Origin of the sequence: Zunongwangia endophytica (genome assembly GCF_030409505.1) — a bacterium.
In the GTDB taxonomy this organism is placed as follows: domain Bacteria; phylum Bacteroidota; class Bacteroidia; order Flavobacteriales; family Flavobacteriaceae; genus Zunongwangia; species Zunongwangia endophytica.
Genome location: NZ_JAUFPZ010000002.1, coordinates 4,157,179 through 4,177,218, shown reverse-complemented (window position 1 = coordinate 4,177,218; position 20,040 = coordinate 4,157,179). Strand labels below are relative to the sequence as shown.

General features: G+C 36.0%; 18 protein-coding genes and 1 pseudogene. 7 read left to right on the top strand and 12 right to left on the bottom strand.

What is annotated here, in order from left to right; genetic code table 11:
* Positions 1 to 44: 44 nt before the first annotated feature.
* Complete coding sequence (gene tnpB / locus QWY91_RS18375; RefSeq protein WP_290232202.1) at positions 45 to 386, bottom strand: IS66 family insertion sequence element accessory protein TnpB; 342 nt, start codon at positions 384 to 386, stop codon at positions 45 to 47.
* Positions 386 to 664 carry an IS66 family insertion sequence element accessory protein TnpA gene (gene tnpA, locus QWY91_RS18370; protein ID WP_290233135.1) on the bottom strand — a complete coding sequence of 93 codons (279 nt, stop codon included), beginning with the start codon at positions 662 to 664 and terminating at the stop codon, positions 386 to 388. The genes tnpB and tnpA overlap by 1 nt, the downstream gene beginning before the upstream one ends.
* Before the next feature lie 695 nt (positions 665 to 1,359).
* Between tnpA and QWY91_RS18365 the strand changes: the two genes are divergently transcribed.
* Positions 1,360 to 2,325: an IS110 family RNA-guided transposase gene (locus QWY91_RS18365; RefSeq protein ID WP_290236956.1), complete on the top strand. Its 966-nt coding sequence runs from the start codon at positions 1,360 to 1,362 to the stop codon at positions 2,323 to 2,325.
* 12 nt (positions 2,326 to 2,337) lie between these two features.
* Here the strand turns inward: QWY91_RS18365 and QWY91_RS18360 are convergent, their stop codons facing one another.
* The 3 genes from QWY91_RS18360 to QWY91_RS18350 form a co-directional block, all read right to left on the bottom strand.
* Positions 2,338 to 2,637, bottom strand: a complete 300-nt coding sequence (locus QWY91_RS18360; RefSeq protein WP_290236955.1) for a hypothetical protein — start codon at positions 2,635 to 2,637, stop codon at positions 2,338 to 2,340.
* Positions 2,638 to 2,643: 6 nt separating this feature from the next.
* Positions 2,644 to 3,207 carry a hypothetical protein gene (locus QWY91_RS18355; protein ID WP_290236954.1) on the bottom strand — a complete coding sequence of 188 codons (564 nt, stop codon included), beginning with the start codon at positions 3,205 to 3,207 and terminating at the stop codon, positions 2,644 to 2,646.
* 224 nt (positions 3,208 to 3,431) lie between these two features.
* Complete coding sequence (locus QWY91_RS18350; RefSeq protein WP_290236953.1) at positions 3,432 to 4,226, bottom strand: cation efflux transmembrane domain-containing protein; 795 nt, start codon at positions 4,224 to 4,226, stop codon at positions 3,432 to 3,434.
* 191 nt (positions 4,227 to 4,417) lie between these two features.
* Here QWY91_RS18350 and QWY91_RS18345 point away from each other — a divergent pair, with 191 nt between their 5' ends.
* Complete coding sequence (locus QWY91_RS18345) at positions 4,418 to 5,959, top strand: IS1182 family transposase (protein WP_290236952.1); 1,542 nt, start codon at positions 4,418 to 4,420, stop codon at positions 5,957 to 5,959.
* A gap of 94 nt (positions 5,960 to 6,053) precedes the next feature.
* Here the strand turns inward: QWY91_RS18345 and QWY91_RS18340 are convergent, their stop codons facing one another.
* Together QWY91_RS18340 and xerA are read right to left on the bottom strand one after the other, a co-directional pair.
* Positions 6,054 to 7,088, bottom strand: a complete 1,035-nt coding sequence (locus QWY91_RS18340) for a phospholipase D-like domain-containing protein (RefSeq protein WP_290236951.1) — start codon at positions 7,086 to 7,088, stop codon at positions 6,054 to 6,056.
* Positions 7,089 to 7,150: 62 nt separating this feature from the next.
* A pseudogene (gene xerA / locus QWY91_RS18335) lies at positions 7,151 to 8,242 on the bottom strand (site-specific tyrosine recombinase/integron integrase).
* Positions 8,243 to 8,344: 102 nt separating this feature from the next.
* Between xerA and QWY91_RS18330 the strand changes: the two are divergent.
* Both QWY91_RS18330 and QWY91_RS18325 read left to right on the top strand, forming a co-directional pair.
* A complete protein-coding gene (locus QWY91_RS18330) occupies positions 8,345 to 8,713 on the top strand; it encodes a hypothetical protein (protein WP_249603631.1) in 369 nt (122 codons plus the stop codon).
* Between the two features lie 111 nt (positions 8,714 to 8,824).
* Positions 8,825 to 9,064: a hypothetical protein gene (locus QWY91_RS18325; RefSeq protein WP_290236950.1), complete on the top strand. Its 240-nt coding sequence runs from the start codon at positions 8,825 to 8,827 to the stop codon at positions 9,062 to 9,064.
* A gap of 15 nt (positions 9,065 to 9,079) precedes the next feature.
* Here the strand turns inward: QWY91_RS18325 and QWY91_RS18320 are convergent, their stop codons facing one another.
* A complete protein-coding gene (locus tag QWY91_RS18320) occupies positions 9,080 to 9,337 on the bottom strand; it encodes a helix-turn-helix domain-containing protein (protein WP_290236949.1) in 258 nt (85 codons plus the stop codon).
* 1,147 nt (positions 9,338 to 10,484) lie between these two features.
* On the opposite strand from QWY91_RS18320, the gene QWY91_RS18315 reads away from it, so the two are divergent.
* From QWY91_RS18315 to QWY91_RS18305, 3 genes are read left to right on the top strand one after another with little or no spacing between them, the layout of a single operon-like run.
* Entirely contained in the window at positions 10,485 to 13,481 is a 2,997-nt protein-coding gene (locus tag QWY91_RS18315; protein ID WP_290236948.1) for a SusC/RagA family TonB-linked outer membrane protein, read from the top strand.
* 11 nt (positions 13,482 to 13,492) lie between these two features.
* Entirely contained in the window at positions 13,493 to 14,878 is a 1,386-nt protein-coding gene (locus QWY91_RS18310; RefSeq protein WP_290236947.1) for a RagB/SusD family nutrient uptake outer membrane protein, read from the top strand.
* A gap of 10 nt (positions 14,879 to 14,888) precedes the next feature.
* Positions 14,889 to 17,753 carry a M16 family metallopeptidase gene (locus QWY91_RS18305; RefSeq protein WP_290236946.1) on the top strand — a complete coding sequence of 955 codons (2,865 nt, stop codon included), beginning with the start codon at positions 14,889 to 14,891 and terminating at the stop codon, positions 17,751 to 17,753.
* 60 nt (positions 17,754 to 17,813) lie between these two features.
* Here the strand turns inward: QWY91_RS18305 and QWY91_RS18300 are convergent, their stop codons facing one another.
* From QWY91_RS18300 to QWY91_RS18285, 4 genes are all read right to left on the bottom strand, one after another.
* Positions 17,814 to 18,080 (bottom strand): DUF6520 family protein, encoded by a 267-nt coding sequence (locus tag QWY91_RS18300; protein ID WP_290236945.1) that lies wholly within the window; start codon positions 18,078 to 18,080, stop codon positions 17,814 to 17,816.
* A gap of 86 nt (positions 18,081 to 18,166) precedes the next feature.
* Entirely contained in the window at positions 18,167 to 18,628 is a 462-nt protein-coding gene (locus tag QWY91_RS18295) for a MauE/DoxX family redox-associated membrane protein (protein WP_290236944.1), read from the bottom strand.
* A gap of 101 nt (positions 18,629 to 18,729) precedes the next feature.
* Complete coding sequence (locus QWY91_RS18290; RefSeq protein ID WP_290236943.1) at positions 18,730 to 19,647, bottom strand: helix-turn-helix domain-containing protein; 918 nt, start codon at positions 19,645 to 19,647, stop codon at positions 18,730 to 18,732.
* A 19-nt stretch (positions 19,648 to 19,666) separates the two neighbouring features.
* Positions 19,667 to 20,035, bottom strand: a complete 369-nt coding sequence (locus QWY91_RS18285) for a DUF7793 family protein (protein WP_290236942.1) — start codon at positions 20,033 to 20,035, stop codon at positions 19,667 to 19,669.
* Positions 20,036 to 20,040 lie beyond the last annotated feature (5 nt).

Below are 20,040 nucleotides of genomic sequence, written 5' to 3'. Positions count from 1 at the left end.
CCTACCGTGAACCCCTGTTTTTACTAATAAAACACGATTATTTTCTAGTGGGAGTAGCGCAGTTTCTGAACACTTTTTTCAACCGTAATACCCTCTATCATCAGTACCAATTGCGGCCAGGTAAAACTGGTCTGATCTTCTTTAATTACAGGCGGAGTAAAGCTTCCGCGCTCCAGACGTTTGTAGTATAAAACAAAGCCGCCCCGCTCCCAGTGAAGCAGCTTGAGATGGGTGCGGTTACGGTTAAGAAAAACGAACACATCACCGCTGGTAGGCTTCCGGTTGAGCTCATTTCTCACCAGCCCGCTCAAGCCATTAAATGATTTTCGCATATCACAAGACTTACGATAAAAGTGATAATTATGGGAGGAACCTAAGGAGAACATTAATACAACTTAACTAACCGGGCAATAAGTCCCAGGTCCGCAGCATTCATTTGGAGTTTGACCCCGTTGGGATAAATAAGTTCCAGCTCACCCGATGACGACTTTAATCCCTTGGTAACTTCTACAAATCCCCCGGGCCGATCTTCATCTTTCTTTTTGCGGATCCAGTAACAAAAGGTGGAAGGACTGATTCCTTTTTCTTTGCTAAAAGCTTTTGCCGAAAGACCGCTATTACGATAGTCATTAACTAAAGTGTACATTTCTCCCTGTTTGCTCATAATAAATATTATTTTAGAGCAAAGCTATCGGTAGAAAGTTAACTAATCAAGATGCAGTTGGTGGGGTGGATACGTATAGCCAATAAATAGGTAACTGCTATACTCTTTAACCCCGTGCGATACTTCGTGGCTTTTGACAGGATGTAGCAACTTCTCGACACCTCAGAAGGGGTTCACTTTTGTTCATCTCTCTTAATCATACCTGACCAATTCTTGACTGGCCGTTTCCTAAACGCTCAATACCTTGGCTCTTTACCAAAGCATCTTTGGGTGGTTTGATGCCTTCTCCTATAAGACGACACCGGTAGGTCGATTCTACCATCTTAATTATAGTTCACAATGACTATTTATTGCCGGTCATTGTTTGCTCGGCACACTAACGCAAGTTGGCGGAGTAGGGGACGCGAATTTGTCGGCTTAACGATTTTATTTGTTGATCAAGTTAAATATTTTCTTTAGAATTTTACCGCCTATTTGCGATATACGTCTTAAGTTTGATTTCTTAACTTTTATCCGTTAATATGAAAGAACAAAAGAGAGGAGTAAGGTTATAATACGCGTGGGAACTTGAGATTCCGTCAACATTGATAATCCCGTCTCTTTTCTACTTTAATTTCGTTTAGTTCTATGAGACCTGGATCTCGTTTTTAAGTCGATGAAAACCAAAGTAGGTGTCCTTTCTCAATCATTTTTCTATGAATAAAAATAATGAAATTTATGGTGTAGACATCAGTAAAGGAGTATTTGATGTGGCCAACTCAAAAGGGAAGTATTTTCAGTATGAAAATACTGGCTCTGGTTTTAAAGGCTTTTTAAAGATTCTAATTAAAGAAGACTTGGTGGTCATGGAAGCTACAGGGTATTATCACTATAGACTAGCACAGTTTCTTTATGAGCAAGGAATAAAAGTCTCAGTAGTAAATCCTTTATCAGTAAAGCGTTTTATCCAGATGAAGCTCTCTAAAGTGAAAACGGATAAGTCCGATGCCAAAGCGATATGCGAATATGCATGTATCAATGAGGTACCTTTGTACATGGGAAGAGACAATAGCCAGGCGGAAGCCCTTCAGTTACTTCGTTTAATAGATATTTATACTAAGCAGAGTACAGCACTAAAGAATAAGCTTCATGGAGAAAAGGTACTAGGCAAACCATCAAAAGTCGTTTATCATTCCTTAAAAAGATCACTTAAAGTGCTACAAAAGGAACTATTAACTCTTGAGAATCGATTAAGTGAGATTGTTAAAGATGAGCAACAAAAGCAGCTTACACTTCTAAGAAGTATTCCAGGAATAGGCAACAAAACAGGTATTATGTTATTAGTATTAACTAATGGTTTTACCAATTTTGAGAATGGGAACCAGTTATGTAGCTATGCTGGAATTACTCCAATTATTCGTCAATCAGGATCCACTGTGCGGGGCAAAAGTAGAATCAGTAAAATGGGTAATCCAAAGCTTAGAAACCTACTGTTCATGTGCAGCTTTACTGCCTGTAAACATAATAAGGCCTGCAGGGATATCTACGAGAGAATAATAGCAAAAGGAAAAAGTAAGAAGCTCGCGCTAATTACCGTATGCAATAAACTGCTAAAACAGGCTTTTGCAGTGGCAAAATCGGGTTTACCGTATGATGAAAATTATGTATCAAAATTGGGATAAAATGCTTGGAAGTTAGCTTAGTTCTTTGTTAGCCTGCGTTAATTCAAGAATTGTGGAATCTAATTTTCTTCTCAAATCAAGTAGTTTTGCAACATTAATATCCGGGCAGTTTTCGAACATTGTCTCATTAAATTCAAAAACAGTTCCTTCTTTCTGTTTTTCTGACCAATCTTTCCATTTATCAGAAGTTGAAAGTTCAATCATAGATCCGAAAATCACCTTGTCAATATCTTCTAATTTTTCTACAATTTTATCCAATTTTCTATTGTAGTCCTTTTTGATATTGAGGTCGATTACTTTGCTTTTATTCATTTTAATCTATTTATAAGATTGAAATATTAATAATTCTAAAGCACGTACAGAACTTACGTCATACTTGAGTAATTCATTGATCTTGTTATGAATTTTAGCAAATTCTTTGTGTTGAATAGTTTTCTTAACCTGGTTGGTAAATTCTAAATAATTTTCAGGTTTTTGAATTCCGTATGTTGTTTTATTTCCGGACCAATATTTGAAAATTTTGCTATCCCAAATTGGATAAATTTCTGGATTTATGAAATGAAGCAGTTTTGATGATCCTACCAAAGAATTATTAATTGAAATTCTCAATTTTTCAAGTTCTTTATAATTTAAAATTTTGTCTGTTTTGGCTTTGTTTAGAATTTGAAGTACTTCTTCTAAATTGTTCAGTTTTAATTTTAAAATTGTTGGCATCCACCCATAAACGAAATGACTTGAAATTATCAAATGATGTTTTTCGATTTTTGGTATTTTACTGAAATACTGGATGAATTCTTGGTAGCTATTTAAATAGGAATTTTCTTCATCAACTTTGAAATTCTCAATTTCCCTTTTTAAATTTTCTATTTTTAGTTGTCTCACGATATTAATGCTGGCTAACGGTCTTGTATATGGCTCGTAGCGTGCAAATTATCAATATTTTTTTCGGTTAAGCACTAGCCGGATTTTTTAATTTTCTTATTACCTTTTTTTCTCAATAAGTCAAATTAAAAAATTTGGCGGACTTCGCAAATATGCCTAAACTTCGATTAAGCAACTGCCCAGCTATGAGCTATATACGGTGTTGTAAGTAGTGCTTTTTTCATTCACTTACTTAATTTCAAAATCCTAAACGCTCCTTGAATTACCAATATAAAAACGATTGTTCCAATAATCAAATCAGGTTTATTAGAACTCAAATAATGCACTAAAATTCCTGCAATTATTACTCCTAAATTTATAATCACGTCATTCGAGGTGAAAATCATACTCGCTTTCATATGTGCTTCTTCTTTACTTTTTGACTTTTGCAAAATATAAAGACAAATTCCGTTTGCGATAAGTGCGAAAATCGAAACGATAATCATTGTCGAAAAATCGGGAAGTTTCTCGTCTCCGAAAAATCTTCTTAAAACTTCTACAAATCCAATAATCGCAAGTATTATTTGAAAATATCCAGCAAGTTTGGCAATCCGTTTTTTCTTTATTACTGTTCCGCCAACCGCAAACAAACTAATTCCGTAAACAAAACTGTCCGCAAGCATATCTAAACTATCGGCAACAAGTCCCATAGATTTTGAGATAATTCCTGTTGTCATTTCGATTATAAAAAACGCAAAATTTATAACGAGTACAGACCAAAGTAGCTTTTTTTGGTTTTTGTTTTCTTTAAATTCCGTTTGGTCGGTTTGTTTAGTCGAGATTTTCTTTCCACCTAAATTTAGTTCGATAACTGACTTTTCGATTTGGTCAATTTCTCCGCTGTGAAAAACGGTCAATTTTCGATTCGGAATATCAAACTCCAAATTCGCAATGCTTGAAATTCCATCTAATTTCATTCGGATTAGATTTTCCTCTGAAGGACAGTCCATTTTGGTAATTTCAAATATTGTCTTTTTCATTCGGTTTCTGGGTTTTTCGGCATTACTTACAACGTGTTTGTGTATGATTAGTGGCGTGTTTAAGCATCTAATTTAACAAATAAAAACCGAATAGAAAATCCGCGAGGATTTTCGTAAGTAGGCGAGAACCAGCCATTAATTATACACGGTGTGTCTGTTGCACAAGTTAGTAAAAAGAGCTAATTTACTGCATGCAGGGCAAAAAGAATTATCAGGAAAAACTCTTCACCTCCTTTCGGTTAAGTGACCGGATCCCCGAAGAGAATTTTTACAGGCGTTTAAAAGACGCGCTATCTCTAGATTTTCTCTATAGACTTACCCAAAAGTTTTACGGTACCAGCGGTCAAAAAAGTATTGACCCGGTGGTATTTTTTAAACTTTGTTTGGTCGGCTATTTGGAAAATATGATTACCGACCGCGGTGTTATAACTCATGCTTCAATGCGTTTGGATATCCTCTATTTTCTGGGCTATGATGTGGATGAAGAACTTCCTTGGCATAGTACCCTAAGCCGTACCCGGCAGTTATTTCCGGATGATATCTTTGAAGAAGTCTTTACCAAAGTGTTGCAGCTTTGTATCGAATCGGGACTGGTCAAGGGACATACCCAGGCGATAGACTCAGCTCCGATAAAAGCCAACGCCTCCATGGATAGCCTGGAGATTAAAGTTCCGGCCGAAGAACTGGCGAATCATCTTGCTAAGTTACGGGTACAAAGCCAGCGTGACCGCAAAGCCAAGATCAATAAAGCCCCAAAGCAGCAACAACAGATCAGCGCCAGTCCAAAGGAACTTCAGGATATTGAGAGCCGAAACAAAAAGTGGAGCCAGGACCAGGATATGCGTCCCGGGGCTAAAAATAAGGGAAGCCGCTATACTAGTAATAAAACACACTACAGTCCTACAGATCCTGATGCCCGTATCAGCGTAAAGCCCGGCAAGGCCAGGAAACTGAATTATCTCTGCAATATGGCAGTGGATACCGGTTTCCATGTGATCACTGATATCCATGGATATCATGCCGATAAGAAAGACAATCAATATTTACAGGATACCACCATGCGTTTAAACCGCCGCTTACGTCGGGAAGGCTTGATTTGGAAACATCTGTTGGCCGATGCTGGTTATAGCAGCGGGGAGAACTACCATTACCTGGAAGGTAAAGGGATCAAAAGTTACATTCCTGCCCATGGTACGTATAAAGGTGGCCCTGAAGGCTTCAAGTATGTAAAAGAAGGGAACTACTGGTTGTGCCCAAAGGGCAAGAAAGTAACCTTCCGGAAACAGAAGTTGGAGAAAGGTACGCTTAAGGATAACTATTTTACCAAACGCAGTGATTGTAAGGGCTGCCCCATCAAAGCGGCTTGTATTGGCAAGAGCCATGAGAAGCGGATCAACATTACCGCCTACCGTGAAGAATATGAACGCAACAACCAACGAGTAAACAGCAGGCTTGGCCGTTATATGAAAGGTAAGCGCCAGAGCACGGTAGAACCTGTCTTTGGTATTTTGAAAGAACATCTAGGACTTCGGAAGATTCACACAATTGGGATCAAACAGGCCAATAAGTGCATGCACCTGGCTGCCATTGCCTATAACCTGAAGAAGTACCTCAAATATTCGGGTAAACGTATAAAAACTGGGGCAGCCCAGCTTGCCCAGTCCATTTATTATCAAAACCTTGTAGGAGCACTAAAAAGTAGCCTTCTAAGCACTCCAATTTTTGGAGTATAGGCTACCAACTTTAAACAATAAAACCGCTTAAAGCGGCTTATTTAAATCAGGATTTTTTGAAATTATTGGCTTGTGCAACGGTTACCGGTGTTACCTACAGTTTTTTATAAATTTCCAAAACAATATTGTCGTTTAGGAATGGTTCGAAATTATTAATCCAAATATAGTTTTCTTTAATAATATCAATTTCTTTGTTTAAAATAGCTTTTAATTTTTTCTTACTGAATGTTTTTTTAAACTTTCTGGTATAATATCTGTCAACTGCAATTTCTAATTCCTCGTAATCCTTTCCAAATTGTTCGTAATCAATTTCTGATTTGTCATAGTGTGCAGTTTCTTGAAGAGTTGAATGATTAAAGTCACTAATTTCTGTTATGATATGGCTTTTAATTAACTCCTTGTCAATCGGTAAATTAAATTCTTGATTGAAAGGGGAATCCATATCTTCAAATGATAATTCTCCTTTATTTCTCTTTTTAATTGTCTTCACTAATTCTTTATGCAACGTGTATTTTTGATTAAAGATAAGTCCTGGTTCATAATGGATTTCGTCATATAATCCATTTGGGTATGTATAACATTCTCCTATTTTAATTTTATCTTTTAATTTATTAAATAGTATTCGGTTAAAAGGATAATATGTTGATATTAATTTGTTTGCAAATTCAATATCTTCAAATAATAACTCTACATTTTCATCAATATATTTTTCTTTTGTTAAAAACTTAAAAATTCTGAGATAATAAGATGCTATGTTTTTATTTTTAAAAACAACGATATTTTCTAGATTTTTGTTTGCTTTAACTGAATAATTGTATGAACCAGTAATAATTTTTTTCTTGTCAATTATTGAAAATTTATTATGATTGAATTTTTTAATATTTTGTTTTTTTATTAAAATTCCAGCGTTTAGTAAATTTTCTTGATGTTTTTCGAAAAAATATTTTTGATTTATATGATTATCATCAACTAAAATTTCTATATCAATATTAGATTTGTTTTTAATGCTGATAAGTGATTCAATAATTTTAGAATTTGTAAACCAAGCAACTATAATAGTTATTGACTTTTTTGCATTTGAAAAGTTTTCAATTATAACACTTTCTATGTTTGTTGTGTATGCAATCATCAAATTGTAGGTAACGTACGGATAACACAACAAGTTGTGTTATATCCATTTTAGTTAAAGTACTAATCTAGTGGATTTTTTATTGTTTTAAAAGTATTTGTAGCCACGTGCGTATAAATTTCTGTGGTTTTTGTGGATTGATGCCCCAGTATAACTTGTATTTGTCTCAAATCGACCCCTGCCTCCAACAAGTGCGTCGCAAAACTATGCCTTAACATATGCGGGGTTACTGGAACAGAAATTTTAGCTTTTAAAGCCGCGTTCTTTATGATATTTACTACGGCCTGGCCAGAGTATCTTTCCCCTTTTTGACCTTCAAAGAGATAGTCTTTGGGTTTCCAGATTTTATAATAGCTGCGTAAATTTAATAATGCATTATGGGATAATAGGCTTAGTCGATCCTTATTCCCTTTGGCCTGTTTTATCCTTACCAGCATTCTCTTGCTATCGATATCATTAATTTTTAAATTCAGTAATTCACTTCTGCGTAAGCCGGAACCATAGATAAGCTGGACTATTCATTTATGTTTTAGATTGTTGGTATGGGCTATTATGGATAGCACTTCCTTTCTAGAAATAACCTGTGGGAGTCTATATGCTTTTCTGGGGCGTTCGATTTCATAAAAACGGTTGGGCATACCCAATACCACTTCATAATAAAATTTTATAGCATTGATGGCCTGGTTGAGATAGGAGTTTGACTTTTCTTGGTGAATGAGCCTTTGCAGGTAAGCGCGTATATGCGTTTCATTTAGTGTATATGGGTCTTTATCGGGATAGTAATTGATAAACTGTTCAAAAAAAGTCACATAGGTTCGTACTGTATTTATGGCATAACGTTTAAGTTCTAATTTAAGCAGGTAATCTTCAGGACCACGGCGATAATTATCGGGGAGGATTCTGTGACGAAACCAATCCGCATCTACCTTTTCATTACCGGTATTTATAAGCCTGTTGGTTAAGAAACGATTATAATTGATCCAGGCAACTCCTTTAAACGTATTATTCAATTGTGCCAGATTTTCTTTGCTATTGGGAATATAGACCAAATGGTACTTAGGGCTCCATTTTGGGCTATCCAGACTTTTTATAAGTGCCTGTATAACCTTATCTGGAGCGAACCGGATACCAATCACCTTCTGATTATTGATCATCAGATTATACAGTGTAATATTTTTAATCGAACCCATTGTTCAATATTACAGCATTTTAAAAATATTAGCGGTATATTAGTCGTATAATATACGTTTATTGCTATGAAGAGATGCCCGGTTTGTGAATCACGTATTATTGGTAGGTCGGATAAGAAATTTTGTTCGACCAAATGTAAATCCGTTCACCAGTATGAAACACGACAAAAAACAGAGGCTTTTTATCTCGAGATCGATCGTCAACTAAAAATAAACCGAAAGATTTTAAAAACCTATAATTACAAGGGCTATACTACGGTAAGGAAATCAGCACTCCTAAACGACGGTTTTAATCCCGGTTTTTTCACTCATTATTGGAAAAATTCCAGAGGGGATGTATACTTTTTTGTTTATGATTATGGTTTTCTAGATCTAAAAAAATCAGGTAAAAATAAATATCTGATTGTACAATGGCAGGAATATATGCGTAAATAGCTTATTATAACCAAATCATTACACTCCTGGATTTGTATTAATGCTAGAAAATTTTGCTAATAGCAACAGATATTAACATGCTTCATTACTTTTATTAATAGATTTTTGATTATGAAGGTTTTGACGCTTTACCAATATAAACTATTATCAGATCATGAGCAATACGATTTATTATTTACCCAAGGGGATTTCTTGGATATGGTTACAGCGGGGAATTCCCGATTTGCTGTATACGCGCTTTTCAGGTTTTTTGTGGAAGTAGAATATAATAGTAAGGAGAATAAAATAATTGGTCTTAAAAGTTTTGTGACCGGTGAAATTATGGATAAGTACAGTAAACTAAAACTTTAATTTTTTAATAGCTAATCAACTTTTCTTTAAACTCTTTTTAAACTCCAAATAAGTAGGGGCTTTGCTTTCTGACCAATCACTTTTATTTAAAAGATTTCGAACATCTATTCTCAATAATTCCGCAATTTTGTTGAGTTCGTTCATAGAAGGTTGTCTTTTATTATTTCGCCATTTTGAAACAGTTCCTTCAGATCTTTTAATATACTTAGCAATAACTCTATTAGTAATTTTATTTTCCTTAAATACTTGATCTAATCTATTTATGATACTCATCTATTTTTTTAACTTAAAAAGTTGGTCGTTTTATGACAAACTTTTATATTTGTGTTATTAATGATATGCGACAATTAAGTGATGGGATAGAATTTACATCACTAACGATGTCACTCATACAAGAAAACCGCTAATTTTCCCTATGAGTTGATCATGAGCTCGCAGTCTATTGGATTTTGTATCTTCGCGATATAAACCAATAGGGCGGGTCTCATGTAAGTCTTTGGGGAACCAAGTGATCAACTTGGAGGTTCTTAGCGGTACCACTTGCAAAGCATTGAGACTCGCTTATTGGTTATCCAAAACGGTCTCACCTTTGTTTTCCGAGTACACATCGTTTACATAACTATTAGAATTATGAAAACGAGAACTCTATATCTTACAAAAAACCTTTACGGCTTATTGCCGCATAGATGTTTTTTCTCTTTTCATAACAAAGAACCACAGCCCCGATCATTGCAACCTATTTCAAAAAACATTAAGCGTCCACCAGAATAATTTGGGCGTAGCCGGTAGCAAAATGCCCTGCCTTTTGCCCGGTGTTACCGGCCTGGCTCCTGCGCAAACCACATAGGCATAGCACAGGGATAACCATTGTATTCTTTAGTACTCGCAATGCTAAAAATACAGGGTTTTCCTTAGTTGTGCAAATCCAATATTTGCTATTACAGGCAAGCTGGGCCGGTTTTTAAAAAATGAGTAGGAAAGTTTAAAAGTAGAAAGTGAAAATCAGGATGAAATTTTGAATTCTCAATTTGGAATTATTTTGGATTGAAAGAGGAGATTTCTCCATTCCACTACGCTACAGTCGAAATGACCATTGAAATTGGGAAGTATGAAAACGTAAAGTAGAAAGTGAAGTGTGAGAGGTGATAATCAAAACCAGGAATCAGTTCAAACCTTGAATCTTGAATCTTGAATCTTGAATCTTGAATATTAAATTTTGAATTATTTGGAGCTGTAAACCCTTAATATTAATATAACCTTTAAAACCAATAGCTATAAGAGAAAAAACAAAACCACACCATTTGAATGAGCCGTAATCGGCTAGGCTAAAGCTAAAAGAGCCTTCCCACAAGTTTGGAAGCAGAGGGAAGGCTTATGGCTTGATGAACTATTTAAAGACAAACAAAACCACAGCGAAATTATGAAAAATAATTACAAGTGCTGCAATATTGCAGTGCTAATCCCCCTATTATCCCTTTTTTTTCAATTAGGCATCGTCCCGGCCTATCCCGAAAATCCCCTAACCCAACAAATCATATCGGGAACTATTAGTGACCAGGAAGGCTTGCCCCTACCAGGCGTTAACGTGATCGTAAAAGGAACCTCAACGGGTACGATGACCAATTTGGATGGAAAGTACAGTATTCGGGCTTCCATTGGTGATACCCTACTCTTCTCTTACGTAGGTTATCAAAGCCTACAGAAGGTTATAACGCCTAGCTTTAAAGGAGACTTGCAAATGCAACCCGCTAACGATGCATTATCTGAGGTCGTTATTAACGCCGGCTACTATAATACCACCGAGCGGGAACGAACGGGAAATATAGCAAGAGTATCAGGTGACGATTTAAAACGTCAAACCGTTATTAGTCCTATAGAGGCGCTTCAGGGAAGAATGGCGGGAGTAGAAATTACACAAAGAGGAGGAGCCCCGGGTGGTGCCCCGATAATAAGAATAAGGGGCCAAAATAGTCTAAGAGATACTCAAGATGATAATGGTAATCTACCGCTATATATTATTGATGGGGTTCCTATCAATTCTTCGCCGGTATTTAGCTATTCGTCAAGTATATCTACTAATGGTATAGACCCTTTAAATACCATTGGTCTTTCTAATATCGAAAGTATTGAGATTTTAAAAGATGCTGATGCTACCGCTATCTATGGTTCCAGGGGCGCTAATGGCGTTGTGTTGATTACAACTAAAAAAGGCTATATCGGTAAAACGAGGCTTAATACTAGGTTTTATACCGGTATCGGTACGGCATCTGGTAAAATGGATTTATTGAACACCACAGAATATTTAGATATTCGAAGGAGCGCTTTCTTAAATGATAATGTAGAACCTACAAACTCCAACGCTTACGATCTATTAATTTGGGATAAAAATAGGGATATAGATTGGCAAGAGGATTTTTTTGGTGGACAAGCTGAAATTCAAAGTGCCCAGGTTACCCTTAGTGGCGGACAAAAAAATACCTCTTTTAGACTAGGCAGCAATTTTTATAGAGAGGGTACTATATACCCGGGAGATTTAAGCTATTGGAAACTCTCTAATTCCTTACAGGTTAACCATAACTCAAATAACAATAAGTTTAACATTAACCTTTCTATAAACTATGGTGTAGATACCAACAATCTTCTCCATTCCCTTGGCCAATCACTGGCCTCTGCCGCTATCAACCTTCCCCCTAATGCGCCCGCCATATATAACGATAATGGATCCTTAAACTGGGAGGATTGGAGCATTGCAAATAGGGATAATCCCCTTGCAGGGCTCAATAATAGCAGCACAATTACATCCCGTAATTTAATCTCAAACCTAAGTTTATCCTATAAACTATTCGATGGATTAGAGGTGAAAACAAGTGCGGGCTATACCAATTATAATAGTGATGAGCTTTTAAAAATGCCGCTTCGTGCTTACAATCCCGATAGTTGGGAATCCCTGGCAGCGCGATCCATTAATTCTATAATCGATCGAAATTCATGGATTATCGAACCCCAGTTAACGTACCATAAGACCATAAAAAAACATGAAGTAAACATACTTATAGGAACCACATTTCAGCAAAATAAAGATTCAAGAATTAGCCTAAGCGGATATGGATATAGTGCCGAATCCCAAATTGGGAATTTAATGAATGCTGAAGATGTTACGGTAAACAATGATCGTACGGCTGAGTATAGATATAGCGCAGCGTTTGCACGAATGGGATATAATTGGGACAAAAAGCTGTTTTTAAACCTTACCGGTCGCCGGGACGGCTCTTCCAGATTTGGTAAAAATAACCGGTTTGCAAACTTTGGAGCCATTGGTGCGGCATGGATTTTTTCAGAAGAAAAATTTTTAGACAACCTAAACTTTTTAAGTTTTGGGAAACTCAGGGCCAGTTACGGCACCACAGGAAATGATCAAATAGGAGATTACGGATATCTTGATGCCTACGAAGCTACGCAGGCTCCCGGAGGATTGCTACCCTCCCAGCTTACTAATCCCAACTATTCGTGGGAAGAAAACAAAAAAACGGAAGCCGCAATTAATGTTGGGTTTATTAAAAATAAGTTGAATTTTGAATTGAGCTGGTACAAAAACAGCTCTTCTAACCAGCTTGTAGGTTTTCCTTTGCCTAGCACAACAGGTTTTAATTCCATTTTATCAAACCTTCCCGCCACAGTAGAAAATTACGGCTGGGAGTTGGTAGCGGATACAAAAAATATTAGTACCGATACCTTCAAATGGCAAACAAGTTTTAACATCAGTATTCCTAAAAATAAACTGGTGGCGTTTCCAGATATCGAACAAACCTCATACGCCAATATCTATAGAATAGGTCATCCGTTAAACATTAGTTTGCTCTATCGTTATATAGGAATTAATAGTGAAACAGGCTTATACGAGGTAGAGGACATTAATGAAGACGGAAGCTTCGATTACGCCGACAGGCTTTCAATAAGAGACAATAGCCGAGCGTTTTACGGTGGTTTGGGGAATACGCTTATCTATAAAAACGTCACCATGCAATTTCTGTGGGAATTTGTAAAACAAAACGGTCGAAAGGCCCTATTTCAAACCGGTAACATTGGGAATATTATTAATCAAATCGATGAAGTCACAAAGAATGATAATCTTCAAAAACCTTCTCAATTATCTGCCGCAGGACGGGCAAATACGCTAGCTGCCAACAGCGATTTTTCGACGACCGACACTTCATTTTTAAGACTTAAAACAATTTCTATCGTCTATAACCTGCCCCAGACGCTTACGCAAAAGCTCAGGATAGATAGGGGTAGTTTGTTTTTAAACGGACAAAACCTTGTAACCTTTACCTCGTATAAAGGATTAGATCCACAGGTCTCTGGAACCTATATTCCTGTTCTTAGAACCTTTACAGCAGGAATAGAATTCAATTTTTAAAGAACATTATAATGAAACGAATATTTTATATAAAAATCATCATCCTTGCCATACTAAGCACATTCTTACATGCCTGTGAAAGCTTTGTAGAAATAGACGTTCCTGATGATAAAATGGTCACAACAACTGTATTTTCATCTACTAAGACCGCCCAAAGCGCTATGCAGGGAATTTACTATCAACTATTTAATGCTGATTTTTCTGGAGGAACTATAAATAGCATATCTGTTTTAAGCGGACTTTCAGCAGATGTATTAGAACCTATAAACCGTAATAATACCACACTGGATCAGTTTACAGAAAATGAGCTTTTTAATGATAATGCCGGTATATTAGGGATTTGGTCCAGCAGTTATAATACCATCTATTTAGCCAACAACCTTCTTGAAGGCCTACAAAATTCAGATGCTATTCCCGAAAATGTAAGCCTTCGTTTAGAAGGACAAGCACTGTTCATTCGCGCTTTTTGCCATTTTTACCTGGTTAATTTGTTTGGCGATATTCCTTTGGTCCTAACCACAGATTATCAAGAGAATGCATTAATTCCTCGCGGAACATCAGAGGATATTTATCGTCAAATTGTGTTAGATCTTGAACGGTCCAATGAAATTTTAGAAGAAGATTATTTTGATAACGAAAAATATACCATCAATAAATTTGCCGCCACTTCCCTGCTTGCAAGAGTGCAATTATACCTGGAAAACTGGAATGAGGCTGAGCGTTTAAGCGCTGAAGTCATTAACAGCTCCCATTATGAGTTAACGAAGCTCAATGAAACCTTTCTTGCCAATTCCGATGAAGCGATATGGCAAATTTCTCCAGCCGGCCGGGGGAATATACTAACATCAACTTCAGAAGGGTACACCTTTATCGGTACTTCTACAACCAGGATCAAACTAAACGAGAATTTTGTTTCAGACTTTAAAGATCATGATTTACGCCTTTTAAATTGGATCGCTGAGTTTTCGAATTCCTCTAATAAATACAGCTATGTATATAAATATAAAGATCGTTCCAGCATAAATAACATCACAGAATATGCTATGGTGCTTCGGCTGGCGGAACAATTTTTAATTCGTGCAGAAGCGCGTGCTCAAATGGGAAATATCTCTGGAGCTCTGGAAGATCTTAATACAATAAGGCAGCGCGCTGGATTAACAAATATAGAAGAAAGCGACATTAATGCTTCACACACACTAGTGGACTTTATTCTGGAAGAGCGAAAAAAAGAACTGTTTGCGGAATGGGGCCACCGCTGGTTGGATCTTAATCGCCTAAATAAAACCAATGAGGTGCTCAACGAAAAAGAACATTGGGACCCAACGGATGGGCTATATCCTATACCTAGCGTTGAAAGAAGTAAAAACCCAAACCTGACTCAAAACCCTGGATATTAAATTTCTCACTATGCATCTAAACGTATATAAATACTTTTATTTTCTAAGTCTCCTGATGGCTTTAGGGACAAATGCTCAAACTACGAATGAAGTCAGCTTCCAGAACGATTCACTGAATACGAACTTTATGTATGAAAAATTACAAAACGGCTTTTCTTTTTACGTAAAACCTCTTGAAGAACATAGCAAAAAAATACATTTAAAGTTATTCATCAAAGGTGGAGGTTCTCAGGAAAAACCCAAGGAGCGACAATTAACTCATGCGGTAGAACATTTAGTCACCAAGGGGAGCACTCATTTCCCAAAAGGAATGAAAGATTATGAAAAATTAGAAGGTAAGGGCATTAAAATTAGTCACATAAGTCCCGGAACAAATCATACCGAGTACAATTTGATCGTGCCCGCAAATAACAGGGAAGCTATTTATACAGCATTACTATTTTATCGGGATATACTCTCTGAAGCTTATTTTAGAAAAAAAGACATAACATCGGAAAAAGAGGTGCTCAAACAAGAACACATTATCAGAAGCAATGATTATAACAAAGAGGACTCGTTGAATTTTGAACTTCGTTCCAGAATAACACCTTGCATTTCGAATAATGGCAATCTTATGTCCATATATCAAAACCTGAACAGGAAGAAGCTTAAAGCATTTTATAGAAAATGGTATAGGCCGGATTTAGCGGTAATTATAGCCAGTGGAGATGTACATAGCGATTCCGAATTTATTAAGAAAACAATAAAAGAACTTTATTCGAATCTGGACAATCCGAAGAAGAAACCAAAAATTCTTAATTGTGATTCTATTTACCTGAATCAGCCCGAAAAATTCATTGTTCTGGATAATAGTGTGACACAAAACAGAAACAGCGAATCATGGGTGCAAATAAAATTATATTACCGAATTAAGAATGCGTTGGAAAATTCGAATACATTTCAAAACGCTAAAGAAAAAATGCTGTGGAATAGTATTACTCAGGTATTGAACAGACGTTTTAAAGAAGCTTCTAACTCTTATACAGCAAAGAAATACAACCTCTTTTCCAGACATACCATGCGAGGTAAACCGGCCTTTGAATTAAACCTAAATGCGCAATCAGGACAAGAACTCGTTGCTTTAACAAAGGTGATTCATCAATTAAAACAATTAAAAGAATATGGGATACTTGAAAATGAGTGGCAATTGGCAAAGAAAAATTTGCTTGAAGAAATGAATAGAGAAGATCGTTCCAAATCATTTTACTGGCAAAATCAAGTTGTGGCTCATGAGACCCAAGGGGATGTGTTAGAGGAAACACATTTATTACGCAAGGAAGAATGGTTATACCATTGTACGCTAAAAGAAGCGAACAGTCGCATTAAAAAAATGATTCCTGTTTTACCTGATGACGTAGGTATTTTGGCTCCGAAAACAAGTAAAGCTTTTACGTTAACTCGAGAAAATTTAATACAAGAGATAGCAAATATCTGGGATGAACCTGTTGTTCCCTATAAACAACCAGAAATACCCAGTCATTTAATACATCCAGATACCGTAGCAAATTTTAATACAGGAAATTACACGTTATTAAAGACCGAGAAAACGGGAGAAAAGATCTATAAACTATCAAACGGAGCTCATATCATTCTTAAAAACTATACGGCTTCCAACGGCTATGATAAAGAAAGAATTATAATCCATGGTTTTAGAAAAAAAGGGGCATCATCTTATTCGCCTAAAGACTATTTTTCGGCTGTAAATGCCCCAAAAATAGTGAAGCATTCAGGTGTAGGGGTATTTGATAAATTTACATTGGATAGCTTTTTAAAAAATACAAGCTTTTGGCAGGGAGTTCAACCCTACATTGATTTCAATGAATCAGGGATAAAAGGAAGCGTCAAAGTAAGTGAGTTGGAAACCTTCCTTCAATTACTATATCTTACTTTCAGTGATATAAGAAAGGATTATAGCGCATTCACCAATTGGAAAAAAATACAAAAAGAGTTCTATCAAAATCCTCCTACAAGCCGATTTTATTCAGATCTAAACGATGGCATCATAGATTTTTTTGGTCATCAAATAGATCACTATTCAGGATATCGCGCACTGGAGGGAATCGACAGTACGAGTTTTCACAAATCTTATGAGATATATAAAAATCTATTTAGGGATCCCTCTGCATTTACATTTGTAGTGACGGGCAGTTTTAATGAAAAACAAATCATTGGATTACTAAATAAATATATAGGTAAGCTCCCTAAAAACGAATCCGAATTCTCTGAAAAACAACATATGGAATTTGATTTTCCAAAAGGACCTGTCTATAAAGAGCTGAACACTACCCTTCCCTATGCGAATGCCAAATACGCCGCATGGTTCATTAATCCCATAAAAAGAAGTAAAGCGATGTGGAAAGAAGAAATCTTATTGCAAATTCTAGGACAGTTAACCAATCAAAAAATAAGTCAGCTTCGATATAAAGAAAAATTCGCCGTATATTCTAGTGGTGCAAACGGCAAGTATGAACCGCAATCCGATATGCTAAAAGTCAATGTTTATATTGATTGTAAGCCCTTAGAACTGGAAATTATTAGAAAAAAATGCCAGGAATATTATCAACAACTAAAAGAGGGTGATTTTTCTGAGCAATATCTAAGGGACGCTAAAAAAAAGGTACTATCACTTCATAGTAAAAATCACAACCATCAAAATAAAAACATGAATGAATTATTATATCTTAAATATAGATATGACCAAGTATATCCAGAATTTGAAAGAGTTTCTGCTTTTATAGAGGACCTTAGTAAAAAAGATCTTATAAATACAGCCAGAACCTATTTTCAGGATAACAATACCTATGAGTTTGTGTTACGAGAAAACAATGACCTGTAAATAAGGTAAAAATAAGAATACCGGCGTTTGCCGGTATTCTTTTTCTAATAGATGAATTGATTAGTCTATTAAAATAGCCTCGCCGCTTCCTGGACGTTCTGTTTCTAAATCTGAATCATAGACTTGATATTCTTGTCCGTTTTCAGAAAACTTCACTAAACAAGCATTTTCTTCTTGTGTATCACAACTAACGTTTACTTGTTCCCAGGTATTATTCCTAAACACGTAACCGGTAGATTGTTCTGCAACAAAATTACTTGATGCAAAGGACATTCCTATGGCACAGATAAACGCCATTAACGGTAATACTAACTTTTTACTTTTCATAATATAAAGTTTTAAAATTCATTAAAATGCCTACTTTTTTTTTCAGGTGTTCGGCCTCCATTCCTGTCTTCATCGCGATAAAATCTTTATTCCTTATGGTTATTTTCAAGGTATAATCCGCCAGATGCCAATACTAGACTTATACTATTCAGTAGCAAATGTTGCTTCCATGTAAAAAGACTTAAAATACCTCCGCACGTACAGGGTTGATGAGGGCTTACAAATACAATCCATAATGTATAAGCAGTGAATAGGGCGAGTAGTATAATACTACTTAATAATCCAATTTTCCGAAAGTCCTCAAATATAATGGTAGCGGCAATACCTATTTCAGCCAAAGGAATGAACCAGGAAAACACTTCGGCAATTTGTTTCGAAAGAAATAAGGGAGCATTCCTTAAGGTCGTAAAAAGCACATCGGTATCTAACAGTTTTGAAAAACCGGTATATCCAAATAGCAGAATTATATATAACGCCATAGTAACTCTAAAAAAGTTTCTTATTGATCCATTGAAACGCCAATGATATTGATTAGGTATTCCTGTCATTTCTCTCAAAGATTTTTAAATTCTATGAGTTAAAGTTCCCTATAATACGGCTAAAACATTTGCCTGAAACCATTTTCAATTTGAACGAAGGACTATAATTTTTATAATTCTCTAATTTTACTTGGTGGGACACCAAAGTGTTTCTTGAAAGATCTAGAGAAATGGGCTAAACTGATAAAACCACATTCTTCTGAAATTTCACTTATGGATAATGAAGTATCCCTGATAAGAAAATAGGCTTTCTCTAAACGTTTACGAAGATGATATTCGTTGATAGATTCATCGTAGGTTCTCCTAAACAATAAGGTCATTTTACTTACGCTAGCTCCCACCTCCCTGGCTATCAAAGACAATTTTGGTAGGGGACGATCCAATCTTTTAGTGATATAGGCATGGAGTTTTCTCACCAAATCTCGTTGATCTTTTAAAAGAAGACTACGGTATTCACTTGGATATTTAATTTGTCCCTCCTTATGGTCTTTCAGCTCATTCTTGAGGCGCTCATTGCAATACACCGCTTTAAAAACAGAAAGACAATACCCCGATTGTTCTTCTGAAACTAAAGGGTGAAGATAGCCATATCCTAACCATGAATACCCACAATGATGCTTCAACTCAATTTTAATGGGGATCCTGTATTGGCCTACGTCACTCATAAATTTATCCAACTGCTCATTTAAACCAATACGGTCTCCAAGTATAAACTTCAACGGTTGTTTCAAAAGATGTTCATTTTTAAACATCAGTATTTTTCGAACATTTTCAGAAAAAGATGTAATATGTAAGTTTTTATCCAGATTAATAACCATATTTTCAATCACTTCTTTACTTTTTTCATGATTAATCTGATGCACTACAGTGTTTATTTCCTCAACCATAATATTAAGGGATATCGCAATTTGTTCGAGTTCATCTTTCTGATTTCGAAGAGGCAAAATATAGGTATAGGTCCCAAGAGTGATTTCTGTAATAAAATTAAGAATCTCCTTTACCCTCGCCTTAAAAGTCGGGATATTCATAATCTGGGGGGTTATTAAGTTATTTAAATCGCTTCAAAAAGCTTAAAGCTTCTGCAGTCGTCGTGAAAGCCCTGGTGGGGACTGTAGGCTTACTAATTTTCATAAAGGCTGCTACCATAGTTCCGGAATATGCTTCTTCCATGACAAATGCAATGGCTAATGCTTTCAGGCAGCCGGTTACGGCCATATACTCCCGTGCTGCTTTGCTCGAGAATTTCAATTGTCTTATATCACATAAAATTGGATATGTTTTTCCTTGCTGAAGCCGCAATCTTGCTTTCACCACAGCCTTTGCTTCATTTAAATCCAGAATGATATTGGGCTTATAAATGAAATTTAGAATACCCTCCTCAATCCAGAAGTGTGCATAATCTTCACCTTTAAACATTTGTA